This is a genomic window from Pseudomonas sp. CFBP 8770 (assembly GCF_014841705.1).
GTDB lineage: Bacteria > Pseudomonadota > Gammaproteobacteria > Pseudomonadales > Pseudomonadaceae > Aquipseudomonas.
The window spans coordinates 14587-35004 of the sequence record NZ_JACYUL010000008.1 but is presented as its reverse complement, the minus strand read 5'-3'; the positions used below and the strand labels follow the sequence as shown (position 1 = coordinate 35004).

Here is a 20418-nt window from a genome sequence, read left to right as displayed (position 1 = left end):
ACCCAAACCCCGTGGTGGCCGTATACCCCCCAGAACACCCTTGTAGTCTTGACCGATTGACCCGCGCGCCGGTGTACCGGCTCTCCCCTGTATTGGATGGCCTGAGCTTAAGGATAGTTGGTTATCGAGGACTTCAAGGGCGGATGCGCAATTAACTGGCGACAGGGCTTTGCGTCAATGCTGCGAAGGCCCGTGGGGCGCGGCGTCGGCGACGAAAAAAAATTCGTCGCACGGGGCTTGCGGTGGATCACTCGGCCTGGCTGGTTTCGCCCGGAAAGGTACTGCGCCACAGCTCGAAGCCGCCGTCCATGCTGTACACATCCGAAAAGCCCTGGCTTACCAGGTAGGCGGCGGCGCTCTGGCTGGAATTCCCGTGGTAGCAGACCACGACCAGCGGCTTGTCCAGGTCGGCCGCCGTAATGAAACCGTGCAGCGAGTGGTTATCCAGGTGGGTGGAGTCGGTGATATGGCCGGCCGCGAAGGTTTGCGGGTCGCGGATGTCCACCACCACGGCGCCCTGTTCGCGCAGGCTCTGGACGTCTTGCGGAGGGATGCGTTTGAATTCGGTCATGGGCAGGCTCCTGGGCTGGGCGCCCATTCTAGCGTTTGTCACTCGGGGGAGGGAAATCCGCCGCAGGGGTCGTTGCAGGCACGTGCACATCGCCCTCGTCGGTGCATTTGCAGGACAGGCGCTCGCCGCTGTCGACGTTCAGCAGCGTCATCGCACCGCCCCACACGCATCCGGTATCGAGCGCGAACACGCCCGGCTCCTCGCAACGCCCTTCCAGCGCCGCCCAATGCCCGAAGATGATCTTCAGGTCACGCGTCTTGCGTTCCTTGTGCGCGAACCAGGGCGCGTAGCCAGGCAACGCAGTGTCGGCGCCTTCCTTGCCCTTGAGGTCGAGCTTGCCGTCGGCGGTGCAGAAACGCATGCGGGTGAAGTAATTGGTGATCACCCGCAAGCGAGCCACGCCCTGCAGCGCCTTGTCCCACTTGTTCGGCTCGTTGCCGTACATGCCGTCCAGAAACGGTTGGAACAGATGGTCGTCACGCAGTGCGGTCTCGACCTCGGCGGCCAGACGCAGGGCCTTGCGCAGCGACCATTGTGGCGGAATCCCGGCATGCACCAGCACGGCATTGCGCTGTTCGTCGTGGTACAGCAGCTTCTGTCGGCGGAGCCAGTCGAGCAATTGCGGGCCGTCGGGTGCGTCGAGAATTTCGCGCAAGGTATCACCGCGCTTGAGCCGTTCGGCGTCGTTGGCCACCGCCAACAGGTGCAGGTCGTGATTGCCCAGCACACACACCAGCGCCTCACGCATGCCATACAGGTAGCGCAAGGTTTCCAGCGAACTCGGCCCGCGGTTGACCAGATCGCCCACCAGCCACAGCGTGTCCTTCGTGGGGTCGAAAGCGACCCGTTGCAGCAGGCACTTGAGTGGCTGCAGGCAGCCTTGCAAGTCACCGACTGCGTACACAGCCATCAGTGCAAGGCGCCTGGTACGGCGAGGCGAAACGGAGCGATCACGGCTTCGAACTGCTTGCCGTCTTCGGCCTGCATCTGATAGCTGCCCTGCATGTTGCCCACCGTGGTGGCCATTACCGTGCCGCTGGAATAGGTGTGGCTTTCACCGGCGGCGATCAGCGGTTGCTGGCCAATGACGCCGGCACCCCGGACTTCCTCGACCTTGCCATCGCCATCGGTGATCACCCAGTGGCGAGACAGCAGGCGAGCGGGAATCTGGCCGTTGTTGCGCACGGTGACGGTATAGGCAAAGGCAAAACGCTGCTGTTCAGGCTGCGATTGTTCTGCCAGGAAACGGGTCACGACGCTGACGTCGATCTGATAACGGGGATCGGACATGCAAAGGGCCTTGAAAACGAGAGCTAATGTAGCCGGCGTTGGCCGGTTCAGAGTCGGTCCGGGGCAACGCGGTGGCCTGTGGACCAATCGCTTGGTCCACGTTAGAGGTCAGAGCGGGTCGCTTCGTTCGGCGAGTTGATCAGCCAGGCGCACGAAAGCCGCCAGGTCGAGCTGTTCGGGCCGCAGGCTGCCGTCGACGCCGGCCGCTTCGATCGCCTCGACGGGCAGCAGCGCCTTGAGCGTATTGCGCAGGGTCTTGCGCCGCTGGTTGAAGGCTTCGCGCACCACGCGCTCGAGCAGGCGGTGATCCTTCGCCGGGTGGGGCAAGGTGGTGTGGGGTACCAACCGCACTATGGCCGAATCGACCTTGGGTGGCGGATTGAACGCGCCCGGCCCGACATTGAACAGGTGCTCGACGCGGCAGTGGTACTGGACCATGATCGACAGCCGTCCCCAGTCGCCGCCGCCAGGGCCTGCAGCCATGCGTTCGACCACTTCCTTCTGCAGCATGAAATGCATGTCGCGAATCAGGTGGGCGTTGTGCAGCAGATGGAAGATCAGCGGCGTGGAGATGTTGTACGGCAGGTTACCGACCACGCGCAGGGTGCCAGGCTCGGCGCCCAGGCTGGTGAAGTCGAACTTCAATGCGTCGCCCTGGTGCAGGCGGAAATTGCCTTTGCCGGCGAACTGCTGATTGAGGATCGGCACCAGGTCCTTGTCCAGTTCCACCACGTCCAGTTGCGCGCCGCTGCCCAGCAGGCCTTCGGTCAGGGCACCCTGGCCCGGGCCGATTTCCAGCAGGTGCTCACCGGGCTTGGCGTGGATGGAGCGCAGGATACGGTCGATCACGCCGGCATCGTGGAGAAAGTTCTGGCCAAAGCGCTTGCGCGCCCGGTGTTGGTATTGCTCGGTCATTAAATTGTCTCGGCCATTCGATAGGCGGTGTCGAGGGCGACGCGCAGGCTGCCGGTATCGACCTGGCCGGTTCCGGCCAGGTCCAGGGCGGTGCCGTGGTCCACGGAGGTGCGGATGATCGGCAACCCCAGGGTCACGTTGACCGCGGCGCCAAAGCCTTTGTACTTGAGTACGGGCAGGCCCTGGTCGTGATACATCGCCAGCACCGCATCGCAATGCTGCAGGTATTTGGGAGTGAAAAGCGTATCGGCGGGCAGCGGCCCGCGCAGGTCCATGCCTTCGGCGCGCAGACGCTCCAGGGTAGGCTCGATGATGTCGATTTCCTCGCGGCCCAAGTGGCCGCTCTCGCCGGCATGCGGGTTCAGACCGCAGACCAGGATGCGCGGCCGGGCGAGGCCGAACTTGCCCTGCAGGTCGGCGTGCAGAATGCGCGTGACCCGCTCCAGCCGCTCGGCGGTGATCGCATCGGCGACCTCGCGCAGGGGCAGGTGAGTGGTCACCAGTGCCACGCGCAGATCGCCGGTTGCGAGCATCATCACCACCTGTTCGGTAGCGGTGAGGTCGGCGAGGAATTCAGTGTGTCCGGAGAACGCGATGCCACCGTCGTTGATGACGCCCTTGTGTACCGGCGCGGTGATCATGCCCGCGAACAGTCCGTCGAGGCAGCCCTGCGCCGCACGCGTCAAGGTCTGCAGCACGAACGCGGCGTTGGCGGTATTCAGCCGGCCGGTGAGCACGGGCGCGCCCAGGGGGGTGTCCCAAACGTACAGGCTGCCTGCTGGCGCAGGCTGGTCGGGGAGGGCGTCGGCATCGACTTCCAGCAGACTGACGGCCAGCCCCAGCTGCGCGGCCCGCTCGGCGAGCAGGTCACGGCTGGTGATGGCGATCAGGGGGTGAGGCTGGGGTTGCGCGGCCAGCAGCAGGCACAGGTCTGGACCTATGCCCGCCGGCTCGCCGGGCGTCAACGCGAAACGCTTGGGGGTCACTGCGCAGCCTGGTCGGCGCCAGGCAGCTTGATTTCGACGTAGGCTTCGTCACGGATCTGGCGCATCCAGGTCTGCAGCTCTTCGTCATACTTGCGATTGCGCAACACGGTCATTGCCTGCTGGTCGCGGGCCTGTTCGGTGTTGTCGGTCGCACGGCGCCCCAGCACCTGCAGCACGTGCCAGCCGAACTGGGTCTGGAACGGACGCGAAACCGTTTCCACCGGCGTCGACGCCATGGTTTCGCGGAACTCGGGCACCAGCGACTGAGGGTTGACCCAGTTCAGGTCGCCGCCGTTGAGCGCCGAACCCGGATCTTCCGAGAAATTCTTCGCCAGGGTGGCGAAGTCCTCGCCGTTTTCGATGCGCTCGTACAGCTTGCGTGCCAGTTCTTCGGTCTGGGCCGGGCTGCGAATCTCGCTCGGCTTCAACAGGATGTGGCGTACGTGCACTTCGTCCACGGTCTGGGTGGCGCCACCGCGCTTGTCCAGCACCTTGAGGATGATGAAACCCACGGGCGTGCGCACCGGCTGGGTGACATCGCCGACCGGCATGCTGCTGAGCATGCGGTCGAACGGTGCCGGCAGCTGAGCGGGCTTGCGCCAGCCCATGTCGCCGCCTTCCAGGGCGTTCTCGCTCGACGAGCTGGCAATTGCCAACTTGTTGAAGTCGGCGCCCTGCTTGAGCTGGCGATAGATGTCCTCGGCCTTGCTCGCCGCTGCCTGGATAGCCGCCGAGCTGGCGCTTTCCGGGACCTGGATCTGGATGTTGGCCAGGTGCAGTTCTTCGGACAGCTGCATCTTGCCCAGGTCCGAGGCGAGGAAGTTCTTCACTTCCTGCTCGGATACCTGGATTCGCTCGGCCACGCGACGCTGACGTACGCGGCTGATGATCATCTCGCGCTTCACCTGCTCGCGCGCATCGTCATACGACAGGCCGTCATGCGCCAGTGCGGCACGGAACTGCTCGGTCGACATGTTGTTGCGCTGGGCGATGGTGGCGATGGCGCCGTTGAGTTCTTCGTCGGTGATGCGAATGCCGGAACGCTCGCCGATCTGCAGCTGCAGATTCTCGACGATCAGGCGTTCCAGTACCTGCTGTTGCAGGACGCTCGCCGCAGGTACGCCACCGCCACGCTTGGCGATGGTTTGCTGCACTTCCTTGACGCGCTGGTCGAGCTGGCTTTGCATGACCACGTCGTTGTCGACGATGGCCACGACGCGGTCCAGCTGTTGCACCGCGGCGTGCGCCGTGGTGCCCAGCAGCATGGCGCCCAGCACGACTGGGCGCAGCAGATCACATAGCTTGGTCTTCACGTTCACGATAACCTTGAATGCCCTTGTCGAGGAAACCCTCGACCTTATTGCCTACCACGCCACCGAGGCCCTTCAGCACGATTTGCAGGAAGATGCCGTGGTCGCCTTTTTCGTTCTGCGGGGCGGCCTGGCTGTATTCGTCGTAGTCAACCCAATAGCGGTTGATCAGACGCATCTTCCAGCAGCAGTTGTCGTATTCGAAACCACCAAAGGCTTCCAGCGTGCGATTGCGGTTGTAGTCGAACTGCCAGCGGCTGATGACGCTCCACTGCGGCACGATCGGCCACATGACCGAGAAGTCATGCTGCTGGATCTTGTAGTAGTCCTTCACGTAGTTCGGATCGCCCGGCTGACCGTAGTCGCCACCGAAGGTCCAGCGACCAGTCGCCGAATCGTAGTGCACGGTGTCGTCGCGGTAGCGATAGCCCAGGTTGACCACCTTGTTCGGGTTGTCTTCAGGCTGGTAGTGGAACATCGCGCTGCCCGAACGGGTGCTGCGGCTGTCCGGATCCCAGTTGAAGTCCGAGCTGAAGCGCCAGTCGCGGTTGAAGCGATATTCGTATTCCAGGGCGTACGGCGAAACGTTGGCCTGGGCATCGTCGCGCGTCTTGAAATCGACGCCCGGCAGTTGCACTTCACGGTCCTTGAAGTACACGGCCTGGCCGACGGCCACGCGCTGACGCTCGAAACCGTTCTCCTCGATCCAGCGGCTGGTCACGCCCAGCGACAGCTTGTTCTCGTCGCCCACGCGGTCGGAACCGGTGAAGCGGTTTTCACGGAACAGCGAGCCGTAGCTGAAAGTGGTTTCCGACGTGTCGAACACCGGAATGTCGGTCTGGTCTTCCTCGGGAACGTAGAGGTAGAACAGGCGCGGTTCCAGAGTCTGGCGGAAGTTGGTGCCGAACATCTGGGTGTCGCGGTCGAAATACAGGCCGCTGTCGATGCTGGCGATCGGTACGCCACGGTTCTGCGAGCTGCTGAAACGCTCGTCGGCCAGCAGGCTGTTCTTGCCCTGGCTGTCCAGGTCCAGATCGTACTGGGTGTACATGTACTTGAGCGACGGACGCACGAAGCCCCAGTTCCAGTTCAGCGGCAGCGACACGCCCGGTTCCAGGTTCAGGCGGTTGCCGTTGGCACGCGCCAGGCCTTGAACGTTGTTGTCGATGCGGCGCTCGCCGAAACCGTCTTCGTTGATGAAGGTGCCAGTGCGCAGATCACGCTCGAAACGCACGATCTCACTGTTGTAGGTGAAGTCCAGACCGCCCGGATGGTAAGGCAGCGCACCATTGAAGGTGATCTGCGGCATGCGGTTGTACGGGGTGATGTCGGCCACGGTCGCCAGCTTGTACGCCTGTGCGTTCAAGCGCGCAGTGTAGTTGTCACCGCGATAGGTCAGGGCACCCTGCTGGTTGATCCAGTCGGTGCGCTCGACGCCGATCTGGTCCGACTGCAGGTCCTGGAAGTAGTACGGATCGCTGATGTCGGTGTAGTCGACTTCAGTGGTCAGGCGCGAATCCAGGCCGCCCTTGTGCTGCCAGTTGACCATCCAGCGCGTCTTGTCGTAGTCGGACTGCTGGCTGCGATCGTCGTTTTCGTCGTTCAGGTACGCGCCGCCGAACTGGCCTTCGCTGGTCTTGGTCAGGTAGCGGAATTCGCCTTCCATCATCAAGCCACGCTTGGCCATGTAGCGCGGGTACAACGTGGCGTCGTAGTTCGGCGCCAGGTTGAAGTAGTACGGGGCAACCAGGGTGAAGCCGCTGTCGCTGTCGCTGGCGAAGGACGGTGGCAGGAAGCCGGACTGGCGACGGTCGTCGATCGGGAAGTAGATATACGGCGTGTAGAGCACCGGAATATCCTTCACGCGAAGGGTGACGTTGGTCGCGGTGCCGAAGCCGGTGGCCGGGTTCAGCGTGATGTTGTTGCCCTTGAGTTGCCAGGCGTTGCTGTCCGGCTCGCAGGTGGTATAGGTACCGTCCTTGAGGCGGATGATGGCGTTCTCGGCGCGCTTGGCGTACAGCGCATTGCCGCGGATGCGCGACTTGTGCAGCACGTATTCGGCGTTGTCGACCTGCGCTTCACCGGTGTCGAGCTGGATCTGGGCGTGGTCGCCCACGACCAGCGCGCCGTTGTCGCGCAGCTTGACGTTGCCGTTGAGCTCGCCGCGGTTCTCGGCCTGGTGCAGGCTGGCCTCGTCGGCCTCGATCTGCATGCTGCCCTGGCGCATCACGACGTCACCGGCCAGCGAGGCGATCTGCTCCTCGGTCTGGTAGCGCGAAGCCTTGGCGCCGATGAAAGTCGGTGCCTCGCTCTTCGGCGTGTTGTCGTTCATGCCCGGACGCACCGGCTCGATGTACGCACCGGAGCAGTACGGCCCGGTCTCGGCCAGTTGGGCGGCGGTCAGCTTGCTGCGCGGCACCCAGTCGAGATGGCTGTAGTCGGGGCTGCGCGAGCTCAGGCCGCGGCCCTTGCTCTGCGTGACCGCGACCGGCCCGACGGTTTTCTCTTCGCGTGAAGAGGCACCGCTGCCGCCGCTCGCCACTGCCGCGCCGTCGTGCACGGGGCGCGGCGGCAACTGCGCGGCGTTGGCCTTGGGGTTGCAGTCCCAGGCACCAGCAGCGGAGACTTGGCAGTCGAATTGCTCTGCAGCAAAAACGAACGGGGTGGCCATGGGTTGCATCACCAGCAAACCGCCAGTGACCAGCAACGGAAATTTTTTACGAAACGCGGGGGATTTCAATGCCATCTTATTAGTCCGGGCTTCCTGCGTGCCATCTTGCCCGCGGGGGGGCCGCACGCCTCTCGATGGTCTGAAAAAGATGCTGGATAATAAAGCATGACCCGCTTGACGGCTAGCGCCGTCGGAGACCCTTGCAATGCCTGATCAAGATGTACGCCTGCAACACCTCAAAACATGGCTCGACGAGCAGCTGGAGAAGCTCTTCCAGGCTCGCCAATGGGGCGCCGTACCCCCGGCCACGTTGACCGCGGCCAGTAGCGATGCAAGTTTTCGCCGATACTTTCGCTGGCAGGGCGAGGGTCGCAGTTTTATCGTCATGGATGCACCGCCGCCGCAGGAAAACTGCGCGCCGTTCGTGAAAATCGACGAACTGCTGGCGAGCGCCGGCCTCAATGTGCCGCAGATTCATGCCCAGGACCTCGAACGCGGCTTCCTGTTGTTGAGCGATCTGGGCCATCAGACCTACCTGGACATGATCGATGCGGACAACGCCGACGCGCTGTTTGCCGATGCCATCGACGCGCTGCTGGCACTGCAGAAACTACCGGCCAGCGGTGACCTGCCCAGCTACGACGTGGCGCTGTTGCAGCGCGAGCTCGAGCTGTTTCCGCAATGGTACGTTGGCAAGGCTTTGGGCAAGCAGTTCGACGCCGAGCAATCGGCAGCCTGGCAACGGGTGTGTACGCGGCTGATCGACAGCGCCCTGGCGCAGCCCAAGGTGCTGGTGCATCGCGACTACATGCCGCGCAACCTCATGCGCAGCGAGCCCAATCCAGGTGTGCTGGACTTTCAGGACGCGGTCTACGGCCCGGTCACCTACGACATCACCTGCCTGTTCAAGGACGCCTTCCTCAGTTGGCCCGAAGCGCGCGTGCAGGGGTGGCTGCAGCGCTACTGGGAGCAGGCGGGCGAGCAGGGCGTGCCGGTGCAACTGGACTTCGCCGAGTTCTGCCGTGCCAGCGATCTGATGGGCGTGCAGCGTCATCTGAAAGTGATCGGCATTTTTGCCCGTATCTGCCATCGTGATGGCAAACCCCGTTACCTGGCCGACGCACCCCGTTTCTTCTCTTATATAGAGACGGTACTGGCGCGGCGCCCCGAGCTGGCTGAACTGGGTCAATTGTTCAAGAGCCTTGGAGTGTCCTCATGAAAGCCATGATCCTGGCGGCAGGCAAAGGCGAGCGCATGCGCCCGCTGACCCTGACCACGCCCAAGCCGTTGCTGGCCGCCGGCGGCAAGCGGTTGATCGAGTATCACCTGCTGGCCCTGGCCCGGGCCGGCTTCGCCGAGGTCGTGATCAATCACGCCTGGCTGGGCCAGCAGATCGAAGACTACCTGGGCGACGGTGCTCGCTACGGGGTGGCCATCGAGTACTCCCGCGAAACCGAGCCACTGGAAACCGGCGGTGGCATTCGCCATGCGTTGCCATTGCTCGGCGATGCACCGTTCGTGGTGGTCAACGGCGACATCTGGACCGACTACGACTTCAGTCGATTGCGCGGTCCGTTGGCTGGCCACGCGCATCTGGTGCTGGTCGACAATCCGGCTCATCACCCCGAAGGCGACTTCAGCCTGGTCGAAGGCCAGGTGCGCGACCAGCCTGGCCTGACCTACAGCGGTATTGCCGTGCTCCATCCCGATCTGTTCGACGGCCATGGCGAGCCTGCCTTCAAGCTTGCGCCGCTGTTGCGCCGCGCGATGGACGTTGGGCAGGTCACCGGCGAGCACTATCAGGGCCAGTGGATCGACGTCGGCACTGCGCAACGCCTGACCGAACTCGACCGCCTGCTGGCCGAGCGAGGTTGATATGTTGTGGCCCGGAACGGTAGTCGGCGCGGCGGCAGGTTATGCCCTCGCCAGCATTCCAGGGGCGCTGCTGGGCGTAGTGCTCGGTCAGGCGCTGGATCGACACCTCAGGTTGCAGACCTGGGGTGAGTTGATGGATCGGCTCAAGGGCAAATCGGTGCTGCGTGACGAGCAGTTGCTGTTCGTCCTGCTGGGCCGGGTGGCCAAGGCCGAAGGCCAGGTGCTGGCGGTGCATATCCAGCAGGCGCGGCGGGAAATGCGCTCATTGAACCTCAACGAGCAGGCGCGAAAACGGGCCATCGTTGCGTTCAATCGCGGCAAGACGGGAGGCGATCAGCTGCGCAGTCACCTGCTGCTTCTCAAGCACCAACCCAACTCCGCCGAAGGCATGCTGCGTGCCTGTTGGCGGATGGTCTGGGCCGATGGCCAAGCCGGTACCGCCGAGCGCGAACTGGTGGTCACCTGGGGCAAGTGGCTAGGCTGGTCCTCGGCACGGGTGCAGGGGCTGGGGCAGGATTACGAGCCGCGCCACAGGCCGGTGACCAAGCGAGGCGGGGCCTTCGAGGAAGCGCTGCGGCTGTTGGGGGTTTCCTCGACCACCGAGCCCGACCAGATCAAGCGTGCGTATCGGCGTCTGCTCAGCCGCCACCATCCCGACAAGCTGGTGGGCGGTGGTGCCACACCGGCGCAGATTCGCGAGGCGACCGATCGTACGCGCGAACTGCACAACGCCTACAGCCTGATCCGCGAGCGCCTGGACCTGCGCTGATGCGCAGGCCCGGCATCAACCCGCGCAGTTGCTTACTGCGCATTCAAGGCACCCTTGACCCTTCGGAACAACTGCTCGGCCTGCGCGGCCTTGTCCGGCAGCGACTTGAGCGAAACCTGCGAGTACACCGCACCTTTCTGCCGCTTGCTGGCCTGCAAACGCCGTTGCGCGGCATCAGCCGCTGCTTGACGATCGCTGTAGAAGACATCCGTGGTGGCCACCTTGAGCAGCGCGGCCAGTTCGTCGATCTGCTGCGGCGCAGTGTCCGGTGTGCGGGTATCCACCAACACCAGCTTCTGCACGTGCGCCGGCTGCCGTTCGGCCATGTAGCGGGTCGCCCAGTAAGCGCCGCTGCCATGCCCCAACAGCACGATCCTGCGTGAGTTGTGTTGCTGGGCGAAAGCGATGCCGGCTTCGATGCGGGCAAAGATCCGCTCGGCATCTACCTGCATCGGGTCTTGCAGCTGCACCTCGGTGCTGGCGGTGTCGGCGTCCTGAGCCGTGGCTTTTTCCACCCCGGCGCCAGCGTCCGGCGGCGTCGCCTGGGTGTCGGTGGTCACCGGCAATGGCGGTTTCTCGTTTGGCCTGGCCGAAGGCATCTGGCTGACCAGGTCCGGCAGGCTCAGGCTCAGGGTGTTGAACGCCGCGTCCGGCAACTTGCGCCGCAACGGCCCCACGCCCTGAGGCCAGTCCGCGGTTTCCCCGGCCCCTGGCACGATGATCACCGTACCCTGCGCATCGGCGCTATTGGCCGGACGCCACAACGACAGGAACTCGTCGCTGCCGGCCTGCAATTGTTGCTGCTCGCTGGCCGGCAACTGACGTTCCAAAGCCTGAGCATCCTCGACACTGCGCTCCGCCAGGGGCTGGCGGACTTCGGTCGCCTCCTTGGCTGGCGCGACTTCTTCGCCCGCAGCAACACCGTGCAGGGGCACCAGCAATGCCAGGCAGACGGCTCTCAAATGAACAACTTTCATCGGTACTTCCCGCCCAAATGAATGACTCGCTTGTTCGATACCGGGCCGAGTGCACGCTGCCATCAATGCAATCTGACAGGCGCTCCTTTTCTCGCGGATAATCCCGACACCGGTCGATATTCAAAGCCTATAGCTTAGTGCCATCCACGCAAAGGTCGTTCATACCGATATGTACCCACTGCTGCGTCGCCTTTCACTGCTGGGCGGGTTGTGCCTGCCGTTGCTCGTCCATGGCGCCGCGGCCGTGCCCGCAGTGAAGCTGCCGCTCGACGCAGCGCAGAACCAGTGGCTGGATGAGCATCGCACCTTGCGCGTCGGGCTGGTACTGCAGCAACCCTATGCGCAACTGGACCGTCGCCTGGGCCAGTTGTCCGGGGTCAACGTCGACCTGATGAACTGGCTGGCCAAGGCCATGCAGGTGGAGCTGATCTGGCGCAACTACACCGACCAGCCGGCCTTGGAGCAGGGCCTGCGAGCAGGCGAGGTGGACCTGGCGCCCGGTCTTGCGCAAACCCCTGCCGGGTTGAAACTGTGGCAGTTCTCCGATCCCTACCTGCGCGTGCCGCAGTTGCTGGTGGGCGAGCGCAATGGCGAAGTCGCCATCGATCTCGAGAAGCTTTCCCCCAGCGACCGCGTCGCCGTGCGCATGCCGGGCGCAGTGGCCGACTATTTGCGCAACACCTACAGCCACCTCAATCTGCAAGGTGTACCGCTGGAACGGCAGGCCCTGCAATTGCTGCTCAGCCAGCAGGCACGCTATGCAGTGGTGGACGAGGCGCAGTTGGGCCGGCTGTCGCGCGAGGCCGAGTTCGACGAACTGGTGGTGGTCGGCGACATAGGTTATCCACAGTTGCTGCGGGTGGCGACGCGGCGCGACTGGCCGCAGTTGGCGCACATCGTCACCGTGGCCTTGGAGTCCCTGCCCGCCAGGGACCTGGAGCGGCTGCACGAGCGGTGGTTGCAGCCACAGTACCCGCGCCTGAGCGAATCCCGAGGGTTCTGGCAGAACCTGTGCCTGCTGCTGATGCTGATCGCCGTGGCCGTCATCGCACTGCTGGTCTGGCAGCGCCGCCAGGTCCACGCGCTGGAACGGCAACTACTGGCGGCTCGGGAAGACATTGCCCTGCGCGCGGCGAGCGAGGAAGCCCTGCGGGTCAACCAGTTCTCCATCGAACAAAGCACGGTCGGCATACTGTGGGTGAACTGGGACAGCCATGTGCGCTACGCCAACCGCGCTGCCGAGCGCATGCTCGGCTACGGCACCGGCGCGGTGGTGGACAAGCCCTTGGCCGACTTCGAGCCGGGCCTGAGCATGGACCGCTGGCTGAACCTGTGGCGGCTGGCCCGGGCCAGCGAACACACAGCGCAAACCTTCGAGACCCACTGCGTGCGCGCCGACGGCAGCATCCTGCCCACCGATGTCTCGCTGAGCTTCCTGCGCTTTCGCGAAGCCGAGTACCTGGTGGTCTACCTCACCGATGTGACCGAGCGGCGTCGGGCGCTGGCTGCCCTGCAACACAGCGAGGCGCAACTGCGCGAGCTGTCGGCGCACCTGGAAACCGTGCGCGAGGAAGAAAAGGCGCGCATTGCCCGAGAAGTGCACGACGAACTGGGGCAGATCCTCACGGTACTGAAACTGGAAACCTCGATGTGCGAGCTGGCCTACGCCGACCTCGATAGCGGGCTCCAGGAACGCCTCAACAGCATGAAACGCTTGATCGCCCAGTTGTTCCAGCAGGTGCGCGACGTGGCCACCGCCTTGCGCCCGCCGATACTGGATGCCGGTATTGCCTCGGCAATCGAGTGGCAGGCGCACCGCTTCGAGGAGCGCACCCAGATTCCCTGCCTGGTCAGCGTTCCGGAACAGTTGCCGCCCCTGGACGACGCCAAGGCGGTGGGCCTTTTCCGCCTTCTGCAAGAGGCGCTGACCAATGTCATTCGCCACGCCCAGGCGCATACTGTGCAAATCGAGCTCAGCCAGGAAGGCAACGACCTGCGTCTGTCGATCACCGACGATGGCTGCGGCTTCGAACCTGCCGAAGTAAGCTCGCTGTCGTTCGGCCTGGTAGGCATGCGCGAGCGCGTACTGATGCTCGGTGGCCGGCTCGAACTGAGCAGCCAGCTGGGGGAGGGCACTGCCCTGACCGTCACCGTGCCGTTGAACTGAGCGCACCGTTGAATTGATTGCTGGAGGGTGACCCGTTGATCCGAGTGCTGGTGGCCGAAGACCACACCATCGTGCGTGAAGGCATCAAGCAATTGATTGCCCTGGCCAAGGACCTGGTGGTGGCAGGGGAGGCGGGCAATGGCGAGCAGTTGCTCGAGATCTTGCGCATCACCCCTTGCGACGTAGTCCTGCTGGACATCTCCATGCCGGGCGTCAATGGCCTGGAGGCCATTCCGCGGATCCGCGCGCTACCCCACCCGCCGGCCATTCTGGTGTTGTCCATGCACGACGAGGCGCAGATGGCCGCGCGTGCATTGAAAGTCGGCGCGGCCGGTTATGCCACCAAGGACAGCGACCCAGCGCTCCTGCTGACCGCTATCCGCCGAGTCGCCGCGGGCGGGCGCTACATCGACCCGGCCCTGGCCGACCGCATGGTCTTCGAGGTCGGGCTCACCGATGCCCGGCCGCGGCATGCCCTGCTGTCGGAGCGCGAGTTCTCGGTATTCGAACGCCTGGCTCGCGGCGCCAATGTCAATGACATCGCCCAGCAGTTGGCCCTGAGCAGCAAAACCATCAGCACCCACAAGGCGCGCCTGATGCACAAGCTCAATGTGGCGTCGCTGGCTGACCTGGTGAAGTACGCGATGGAGCACAAACTGGTCTGAAAACGACAGTGGCACACGGGGTTCTGCCACGCAGTCGCTCTGGCACTTCTTGCCCATGCCCAGGGGCGACATGCCTGTAGGGCAATCCCTACCCCGAATCTTCCAACTACCCCATGGCAATCTCTCCCAGCCCCCGATTTGCAAGGGTTGCGGCCTTCTCTAGGCTTGATCCCACAGCAGTCATTCAACAAAGGTGTGGGTATGAGCGAGGCAAGCGCAAGTACGGACGAGATACTGGTCAGCTTCCGTGGCGTGCAGAAAAGCTATGACGGTGAAAACCTCATCGTCAAGGACCTCAATCTGGACATCCGCAAGGGCGAGTTTCTCACGCTGCTCGGCCCCTCCGGCTCTGGCAAGACCACCAGCCTGATGATGCTGGCAGGCTTCGAAACCCCCACGGCGGGGGAAATCCAGCTGTCCGGACGCTCGATCAACCACGTGCCGCCGCACAAGCGTGACATCGGCATGGTGTTCCAGAACTACGCCCTGTTTCCGCACATGACCGTGGCGGAAAACCTGGCTTTCCCTCTGTCCGTGCGCGGCCTGAGCAAGACCGACATCAGCGAGCGGGTCAAGCGGGTGCTCGGCATGGTCCAGCTCGACGCCTTTGCCCACCGCTATCCGGCGCAACTGTCCGGTGGGCAGCAACAGCGTGTGGCCCTGGCCCGCGCCCTGGTCTTCGAGCCGCAGCTGGTGCTCATGGACGAACCGTTGGGTGCCCTGGACAAACAGCTGCGCGAACACATGCAGATGGAGATCAAGCACCTGCACCAGCGCCTGGGCGTCACCGTGGTGTACGTCACCCACGATCAGGGCGAGGCGCTGACCATGTCCGACCGCGTGGCCGTGTTCCATCAGGGTGAGATCCAGCAGATCGCACCACCCCGTGCCCTCTACGAGGAACCCAAGAACACCTTCGTCGCCAACTTCATCGGCGAAAACAACCGCATCAACGGGCGTCTGCTCAGCCGCGAGGGCGAGCGCTGCGTCGTCGAGCTGCCGCGGGGTGAAAAAATCGAGGCGCTGGCGATCAATGTCGGCCAGATAGGGGCGCCGGTGACCCTGTCGATTCGTCCCGAACGGGTTCGCCTGAATGGCCACAGCGGCGAGTGCATCAACCGCTTCTCGGGGCGAGTCGCCGAATTCATCTACCTGGGCGACCACGTACGTGTGCGCCTGGAGGTGTGCGGCAAGACCGATTTTTTCGTCAAGCAGCCCATCGCCCAGCTCGACCCGGCATTGGCCGTGGGCGACGTGGTGCCCTTGGGCTGGCCATTGGAACACGCCCGCGCGCTGGACCCGCTGTTGGATCAGTGAGGGTTTCACCGCTGAAATCGCTGCAACCGTACCAAAACGATCAGAGGCGAACCATCGCCCCGCGCTTGACCCACCTGCACTTGGAGAGACGATTAAATGCTCAAGCACTTGAAATTGACCGGGCTGACGCTCGGCCTGTTCTGGGCCGGCCAGGCGTTGGCCGCTACCGACCTGACCGTGGTGTCTTTCGGCGGGGCCAACAAGGCCGCGCAGGTCAAGGCGTTCTACGAACCGTGGGAAAAAGCCGGCTCCGGCAAGATCATCGCCGGTGAGTACAACGGCGAGATGGCCAAGGTCAAGGCCATGGTCGATACCAAGAGCGTGTCCTGGGACCTGGTGGAAGTGGAGTCGCCCGAGCTGTCCCGCGGCTGTGACGAAGGCATGTTCGAAGAACTCGACCCGGCAATGTTCGGCAAGCCGGAAGACTTCGTCAAGGGTGCCGTCCAGACCTGCGGCGTTGGTTTCTTCGTCTGGTCCACGGTATTGGCCTACAACGCCGACAAGCTCAAGACCGCGCCCACTGGCTGGGTCGACTTTTGGAACACCAAGGAATTTCCCGGCAAGCGTGGCTTGCGCAAGGGTGCCAAGTACACCCTGGAATTCGCCCTGATGGCTGACGGCGTGGCGCCCAAGGACGTGTATTCGGTGCTCGCCACCAAGGCCGGCCAGGACCGCGCCTTCAAGAAACTCGATGAACTCAAGCCCAGCATCCAGTGGTGGGAAGCCGGTGCCCAGCCGCCGCAGTACCTGGCCTCCGGCGATGTGGTCATGAGCTCGGCCTACAACGGGCGCATCGCTGCCGTGCAGAAGGAGAGCAACCTGAAAGTGGTCTGGAACGGTGGCATCTATGACTTCGACGCCTGGGCCATTCCCAAGGGTGCGAAGAATGTCGAGGCCGCCAAGAAATTCATCGCCTGGTCGGTCGCGCCGCAGCAGCAGAAAACCTACTCGGAAAACATCGCCTACGGCCCTGCCAATACCCAGGCCGTGCCACTGCTGAACAAGGACATTCTCAAGGACATGCCGACCACGCCGGAAAACATCGTCAATCAGGTGCAGATCGACGTGAGCTTCTGGGCCGACAACGGCGAGCAACTGGAACAGCGCTTCAATGCCTGGGCTGCCAAGTAACACGCGTCGCGGCAACGCTGTCATGGGCGCGCCTGCCGGGCGCGCCTTTTTAGACCTGAATGATTCGCGGAGTTGACCATGGCCGTCGCAGTGCCTCTCAAACAGGACGCCAGCCTCACCTTGAAACAGCGCCTGTCCCGGGCCGAACGACTCAACCGCTGGAAAGCCCAGGCATTGATTGCGCCGCTGGTGCTGTTCCTGCTGCTGGTGTTTCTGGTGCCCATCGCCGCGCTCTTGTACAAAAGCGTCGGCAACCCCGAAGTGGTCGAAGGCATGCCGCGCACCGTGGCGGCCGTGACCGCGTGGGACGGCAAGGGCCTGCCCGACGAACCGGTGTACCGGTCACTGGCCGAGGACCTCGCCGAATCGCGCAAGAATCAAAGCCTGGGCGATCTGTCCAAGCGTCTGAACATGGAGCTGGCCGGCTACCGCAGCCTGCTGGCGAAAACCGCTCGTGCCCTGCCGTTCAAGACCGAACCGGCCTCCTACAAAGAGGCGCTGCAGGCACTCGACGAGCGCTGGGGTGACCCGGCCTACTGGCAGGCGATCCGCCGCAACACCAGCGCCATCACGCCGTTCTACCTGCTGGCGGCGGTCGATCACCGCATCGACGATCTCGGCGAAGTGGCCCCTGCCACGCCGGACCAGGCGATCTACCTGGACATCTTCGCCCGCACGTTCTGGATGGGGCTGGTGATCACCGCCATCTGCCTGGCGCTGGCCTATCCCCTGGCCTATCTGCTGGCCAACCTGCCAACCCGGCAGAGCAACCTGCTGATGATTCTGGTGCTGCTGCCGTTCTGGACGTCCATCCTGGTGCGTGTCGCCGCGTGGATCGTGCTGCTGCAATCGGGCGGCCTGATCAACAGCGCGCTGATGGCCATGGGCATCATCGATAAACCGCTGGAGCTGGTGTTCAACCGCGCCGGGGTCTACATCTCCATGGTGCACATCCTCCTGCCGTTCATGATCCTGCCCATCTACAGCGTGATGAAAGGCATTTCGCCCACCTACATGCGTGCGGCCATTTCCCTGGGTTGTCATCCGTTCGCCAGCTTCTGGCGGGTGTACTTCCCGCAGACCTACGCCGGGGTTGGCGCAGGCTGCCTGCTGGTGTTCATCCTGGCAATCGGCTACTACATCACGCCGGCGCTGCTGGGCAGCCCCAACGACCAGATGGTCAGCTACTTCGTGGCTTTCTACACCAACACCAGCATCAACTGGGGAATGGCGACCGCGCTGGGCGGCCTGCTGCTTCTGGCCACCGTGGTGTTGTACTTGATCTATAGCTGGCTGGTCGGCGCCAGCCGCCTGCGCCTGAGCTGAGGAACCTGTCATGACGAGCCCTTACCTGTCGCCCATCGAACGCCTGTGGTTCTATACCCTGCGCATCCTGTGCGGTTTGATTCTGCTGTTCCTGATCCTGCCGGTACTGGTGATCATTCCGCTGTCGTTCAACTCGGGCAGCTTTCTGGTGTATCCCCTGCAGGGCTTTTCGCTGCACTGGTATCAGGATTTCTTCGGTTCGGCAGAGTGGATGCGCGCGTTGCGCAACAGCGTGATCATCGCTCCGGCCGCCACGGTCGTCGCGATGATCTTCGGTACCCTGGCAGCAATCGGTCTGACCCGTGGCGACTTTCCCGGCAAGTCCCTGGTGATGGCCCTGGTCATTTCGCCGATGGTGGTACCGGTGGTGATCATCGGCGTGGCCAGTTACCTGTTCTTCGCGCCGCTGGGCATGGGCAACAGCTTTCTCTCGCTGATCGTGGTGCACGCGGTGCTGGGTGTACCGTTCGTGATCATCACGGTGTCGGCGACGTTGCAGGGTTTCAACCACAACCTGGTGCGGGCGGCGGCCAGCCTTGGCGCTTCGCCATTGACCACGTTCCGTCGGGTGACCCTGCCGTTGATTGCACCGGGGGTGATTTCCGGCGCACTGTTCGCCTTTGCCACCTCGTTCGATGAAGTGGTGGTGACCCTGTTCCTGGCCGGGCCGGAGCAGGCCACCTTGCCCCGGCAGATGTTCAGCGGCATCCGCGAGAACCTCAGCCCGACCATCGCCGCCGCGGCCACCCTGTTGATCGTCTTCTCGGTGTTGCTGCTGCTGGTACTGGAATGGCTGCGCGGCCGCGGCGAAAAGCTGCGCACCGCGCCGGTTTAGCCCAAAGCGCTCATGCCGCGGCGCCCGCCGCGGTCATCTGCTCCAGCGCAATTCGCCCGCCCATGCCACCTGAGCTACAATGCGCGCCACCGTGATTCCAGCCTGAATAGGTGCGCCATGCAGCCCTTCGCAATTGCCCCGTCCATCCTCTCCGCGGACTTCGCCCGCCTGGGCGAGGAAGTCGATAACGTGCTCGCCGCAGGCGCCGATATCGTTCACTTCGATGTGATGGACAACCACTATGTCCCCAACCTCACCATCGGCCCGATGGTATGTGCGGCGCTGCGCAAATACGGCGTCAGCGCACCCATCGATGTCCATCTGATGGTCAGCCCGGTCGACCGCATCATCGGCGACTTCATCGAGGCAGGTGCCAGCTACATCACCTTCCACCCCGAGGCGACCCAGCACATCGACCGCTCGCTGCAATTGATACGCGAGGGCGGCTGCAAGGCCGGTCTGGTATTCAACCCGGCCACACCACTGAACCTGCTCGAATACGTCATGGACAAGGTCGACATGATCCTCCTGATGAGCGTCAACCCCGGCTTCGGCGGCCAGAAGTTCATTCCCGGCACCCTGAACAAGCTGCGCGAAGCCCGCGCCCTGATCGACGCCAGCGGCCGCGACATCCGCCTGGAAATCGACGGTGGCGTCAACGTCGGCAACATCCGCGAGATCGCCGCAGCCGGAGCCGATACTTTCGTTGCTGGCTCGGCCATCTTCAACGCGCCGGACTACCGCCATGTGATCGAGCAAATGCGCACGGAATTGACGCTGGCCCGGTCATGAGTGCCATGGAGCGGCTGTTTCCCGGCGGCCTGCCACGGCTGGTGATGTTCGACCTGGACGGCACGCTGGTGGATTCCGTACCCGATCTGGCCGCCGCCGTCGACACCATGCTGGCCCAGCTAGGGCGCGCGCCGGCGGGGCTCGAAGCTGTCCGCGAATGGGTCGGCAACGGTGCCCGCGTGCTGGTTCGCCGCGCGCTCGCCGGTGGCCTCGAGCACCAGCACGTGGGCGAGGCGGAAACCGCGCACGCCCTCGAGCTTTTCTCGGCGGCCTATGCGTCCAGCCATGCCTTGACCCAGGTCTACCCAGGCGTGCACGAAACACTCAAATGGCTGCACAAGAAACGCGTGAAGATGGCCCTGATCACCAACAAGCCGGAGCGCTTCGTCGCCCCCTTGCTGGACCAGATGGGCCTGGGGCGCTATTTCAAGTGGATCATTGGTGGCGATACGCTGCCCCAGCAGAAGCCCGATCCAGCTGCCCTGTTTTTCGTCATGAAAATGGCCAAGGTCAAGGCGCAGCATTCCTTGTTCGTCGGCGATTCACGCAGCGACGTGCAGGCGGCCAAGGCTGCCGGCGTGGCCTGTATCGCGCTTAGCTACGGCTACAATCACGGGCGGCCGATCGCCGAGGAATCACCGGCGCTGGTGATCGACGATCTGCGTGCGCTGATGCCCGGTTGCTTCGATCCGGCCACTGGGATAACGTTGGCCAACGGCAAATCCCCCGCTCATAGAGATTCCATCGTGGTGGTCACTCGCAAACTCTGGATGAAAGTCATCAAGGCCCTGGCCCGCTGGCGTTGGCGCGCCTGACTTTTC

At 63.7% G+C, this 20418-nt stretch carries 19 protein-coding genes; 11 read left to right on the top strand and 8 right to left on the bottom strand.

What is annotated here, in order from left to right:
• Positions 1-247: 247 nt before the first annotated feature.
• The 7 genes from glpE to IFT98_RS18075 form a co-directional block, all read right to left on the bottom strand.
• The gene (gene glpE, locus IFT98_RS18105; protein ID WP_122477145.1) at positions 248-571 is read right to left on the bottom strand and encodes a thiosulfate sulfurtransferase GlpE; all 324 of its coding nucleotides are present in this window, start codon (positions 569-571) and stop codon (positions 248-250) included.
• A 28-nt stretch (positions 572-599) separates the two neighbouring features.
• Positions 600-1481, bottom strand: coding sequence for a symmetrical bis(5'-nucleosyl)-tetraphosphatase (locus IFT98_RS18100; RefSeq protein WP_192050889.1), 882 nt, complete (start codon positions 1479-1481; stop codon positions 600-602).
• Positions 1481-1861, bottom strand: a complete 381-nt coding sequence (gene apaG / locus IFT98_RS18095) for a Co2+/Mg2+ efflux protein ApaG (RefSeq protein WP_192050888.1) — start codon at positions 1859-1861, stop codon at positions 1481-1483. Before apaG ends, IFT98_RS18100 begins: the two co-directional genes overlap by 1 nt.
• A gap of 108 nt (positions 1862-1969) precedes the next feature.
• Positions 1970-2776 (bottom strand): 16S rRNA (adenine(1518)-N(6)/adenine(1519)-N(6))-dimethyltransferase RsmA, encoded by an 807-nt coding sequence (gene rsmA / locus IFT98_RS18090; protein WP_122714937.1) that lies wholly within the window; start codon positions 2774-2776, stop codon positions 1970-1972.
• Positions 2776-3762: a 4-hydroxythreonine-4-phosphate dehydrogenase PdxA gene (gene pdxA, locus IFT98_RS18085; protein WP_192050886.1), complete on the bottom strand. Its 987-nt coding sequence runs from the start codon at positions 3760-3762 to the stop codon at positions 2776-2778. The genes rsmA and pdxA overlap by 1 nt, the downstream gene beginning before the upstream one ends.
• Positions 3759-5081, bottom strand: coding sequence for a peptidylprolyl isomerase SurA (surA, locus tag IFT98_RS18080; RefSeq protein ID WP_277305014.1), 1323 nt, complete (start codon positions 5079-5081; stop codon positions 3759-3761). Before surA ends, pdxA begins: the two co-directional genes overlap by 4 nt.
• Positions 5056-7818: an LPS-assembly protein LptD gene (locus IFT98_RS18075; protein WP_192050884.1), complete on the bottom strand. Its 2763-nt coding sequence runs from the start codon at positions 7816-7818 to the stop codon at positions 5056-5058. Before IFT98_RS18075 ends, surA begins: the two co-directional genes overlap by 26 nt.
• A gap of 130 nt (positions 7819-7948) precedes the next feature.
• Between IFT98_RS18075 and IFT98_RS18070 the strand changes: the two genes are divergently transcribed.
• From IFT98_RS18070 to IFT98_RS18060, 3 genes are read left to right on the top strand one after another with little or no spacing between them, the layout of a single operon-like run.
• Positions 7949-8962 (top strand): aminoglycoside phosphotransferase family protein, encoded by a 1014-nt coding sequence (locus tag IFT98_RS18070; protein ID WP_192050882.1) that lies wholly within the window; start codon positions 7949-7951, stop codon positions 8960-8962.
• Positions 8959-9618 (top strand): N-acetylmuramate alpha-1-phosphate uridylyltransferase MurU, encoded by a 660-nt coding sequence (gene murU, locus IFT98_RS18065; RefSeq protein ID WP_192050881.1) that lies wholly within the window; start codon positions 8959-8961, stop codon positions 9616-9618. Before IFT98_RS18070 ends, murU begins: the two co-directional genes overlap by 4 nt.
• Position 9619: 1 nt before the next feature.
• A complete protein-coding gene (locus IFT98_RS18060) occupies positions 9620-10387 on the top strand; it encodes a DnaJ domain-containing protein (protein WP_192050879.1) in 768 nt (255 codons plus the stop codon).
• Positions 10388-10419: 32 nt separating this feature from the next.
• Here the strand turns inward: IFT98_RS18060 and IFT98_RS18055 are convergent, their stop codons facing one another.
• Positions 10420-11364: an alpha/beta hydrolase family protein gene (locus IFT98_RS18055; RefSeq protein WP_192050877.1), complete on the bottom strand. Its 945-nt coding sequence runs from the start codon at positions 11362-11364 to the stop codon at positions 10420-10422.
• A gap of 169 nt (positions 11365-11533) precedes the next feature.
• Between IFT98_RS18055 and IFT98_RS18050 the strand changes: the two genes are divergently transcribed.
• From IFT98_RS18050 to IFT98_RS18015, 8 genes are all read left to right on the top strand, one after another.
• Positions 11534-13531 (top strand): sensor histidine kinase, encoded by a 1998-nt coding sequence (locus tag IFT98_RS18050; RefSeq protein ID WP_192050876.1) that lies wholly within the window; start codon positions 11534-11536, stop codon positions 13529-13531.
• 35 nt (positions 13532-13566) lie between these two features.
• The gene (locus IFT98_RS18045) at positions 13567-14196 is read left to right on the top strand and encodes a response regulator (RefSeq protein ID WP_122477164.1); all 630 of its coding nucleotides are present in this window, start codon (positions 13567-13569) and stop codon (positions 14194-14196) included.
• Positions 14197-14397: 201 nt separating this feature from the next.
• Positions 14398-15513 carry an ABC transporter ATP-binding protein gene (locus IFT98_RS18040; RefSeq protein ID WP_192050874.1) on the top strand — a complete coding sequence of 372 codons (1116 nt, stop codon included), beginning with the start codon at positions 14398-14400 and terminating at the stop codon, positions 15511-15513.
• Between the two features lie 96 nt (positions 15514-15609).
• Positions 15610-16644, top strand: a complete 1035-nt coding sequence (locus IFT98_RS18035; RefSeq protein ID WP_192050872.1) for an ABC transporter substrate-binding protein — start codon at positions 15610-15612, stop codon at positions 16642-16644.
• 78 nt (positions 16645-16722) lie between these two features.
• Positions 16723-17970 carry an ABC transporter permease gene (locus IFT98_RS18030; RefSeq protein ID WP_122714948.1) on the top strand — a complete coding sequence of 416 codons (1248 nt, stop codon included), beginning with the start codon at positions 16723-16725 and terminating at the stop codon, positions 17968-17970.
• 10 nt (positions 17971-17980) lie between these two features.
• Complete coding sequence (locus IFT98_RS18025) at positions 17981-18805, top strand: ABC transporter permease (RefSeq protein ID WP_192050870.1); 825 nt, start codon at positions 17981-17983, stop codon at positions 18803-18805.
• Positions 18806-18922: 117 nt separating this feature from the next.
• Positions 18923-19597: a ribulose-phosphate 3-epimerase gene (gene rpe, locus IFT98_RS18020; protein WP_192050868.1), complete on the top strand. Its 675-nt coding sequence runs from the start codon at positions 18923-18925 to the stop codon at positions 19595-19597.
• Positions 19594-20412: a phosphoglycolate phosphatase gene (locus IFT98_RS18015; RefSeq protein WP_192050867.1), complete on the top strand. Its 819-nt coding sequence runs from the start codon at positions 19594-19596 to the stop codon at positions 20410-20412. The genes rpe and IFT98_RS18015 overlap by 4 nt, the downstream gene beginning before the upstream one ends.
• Positions 20413-20418: the final 6 nt, after the last annotated feature.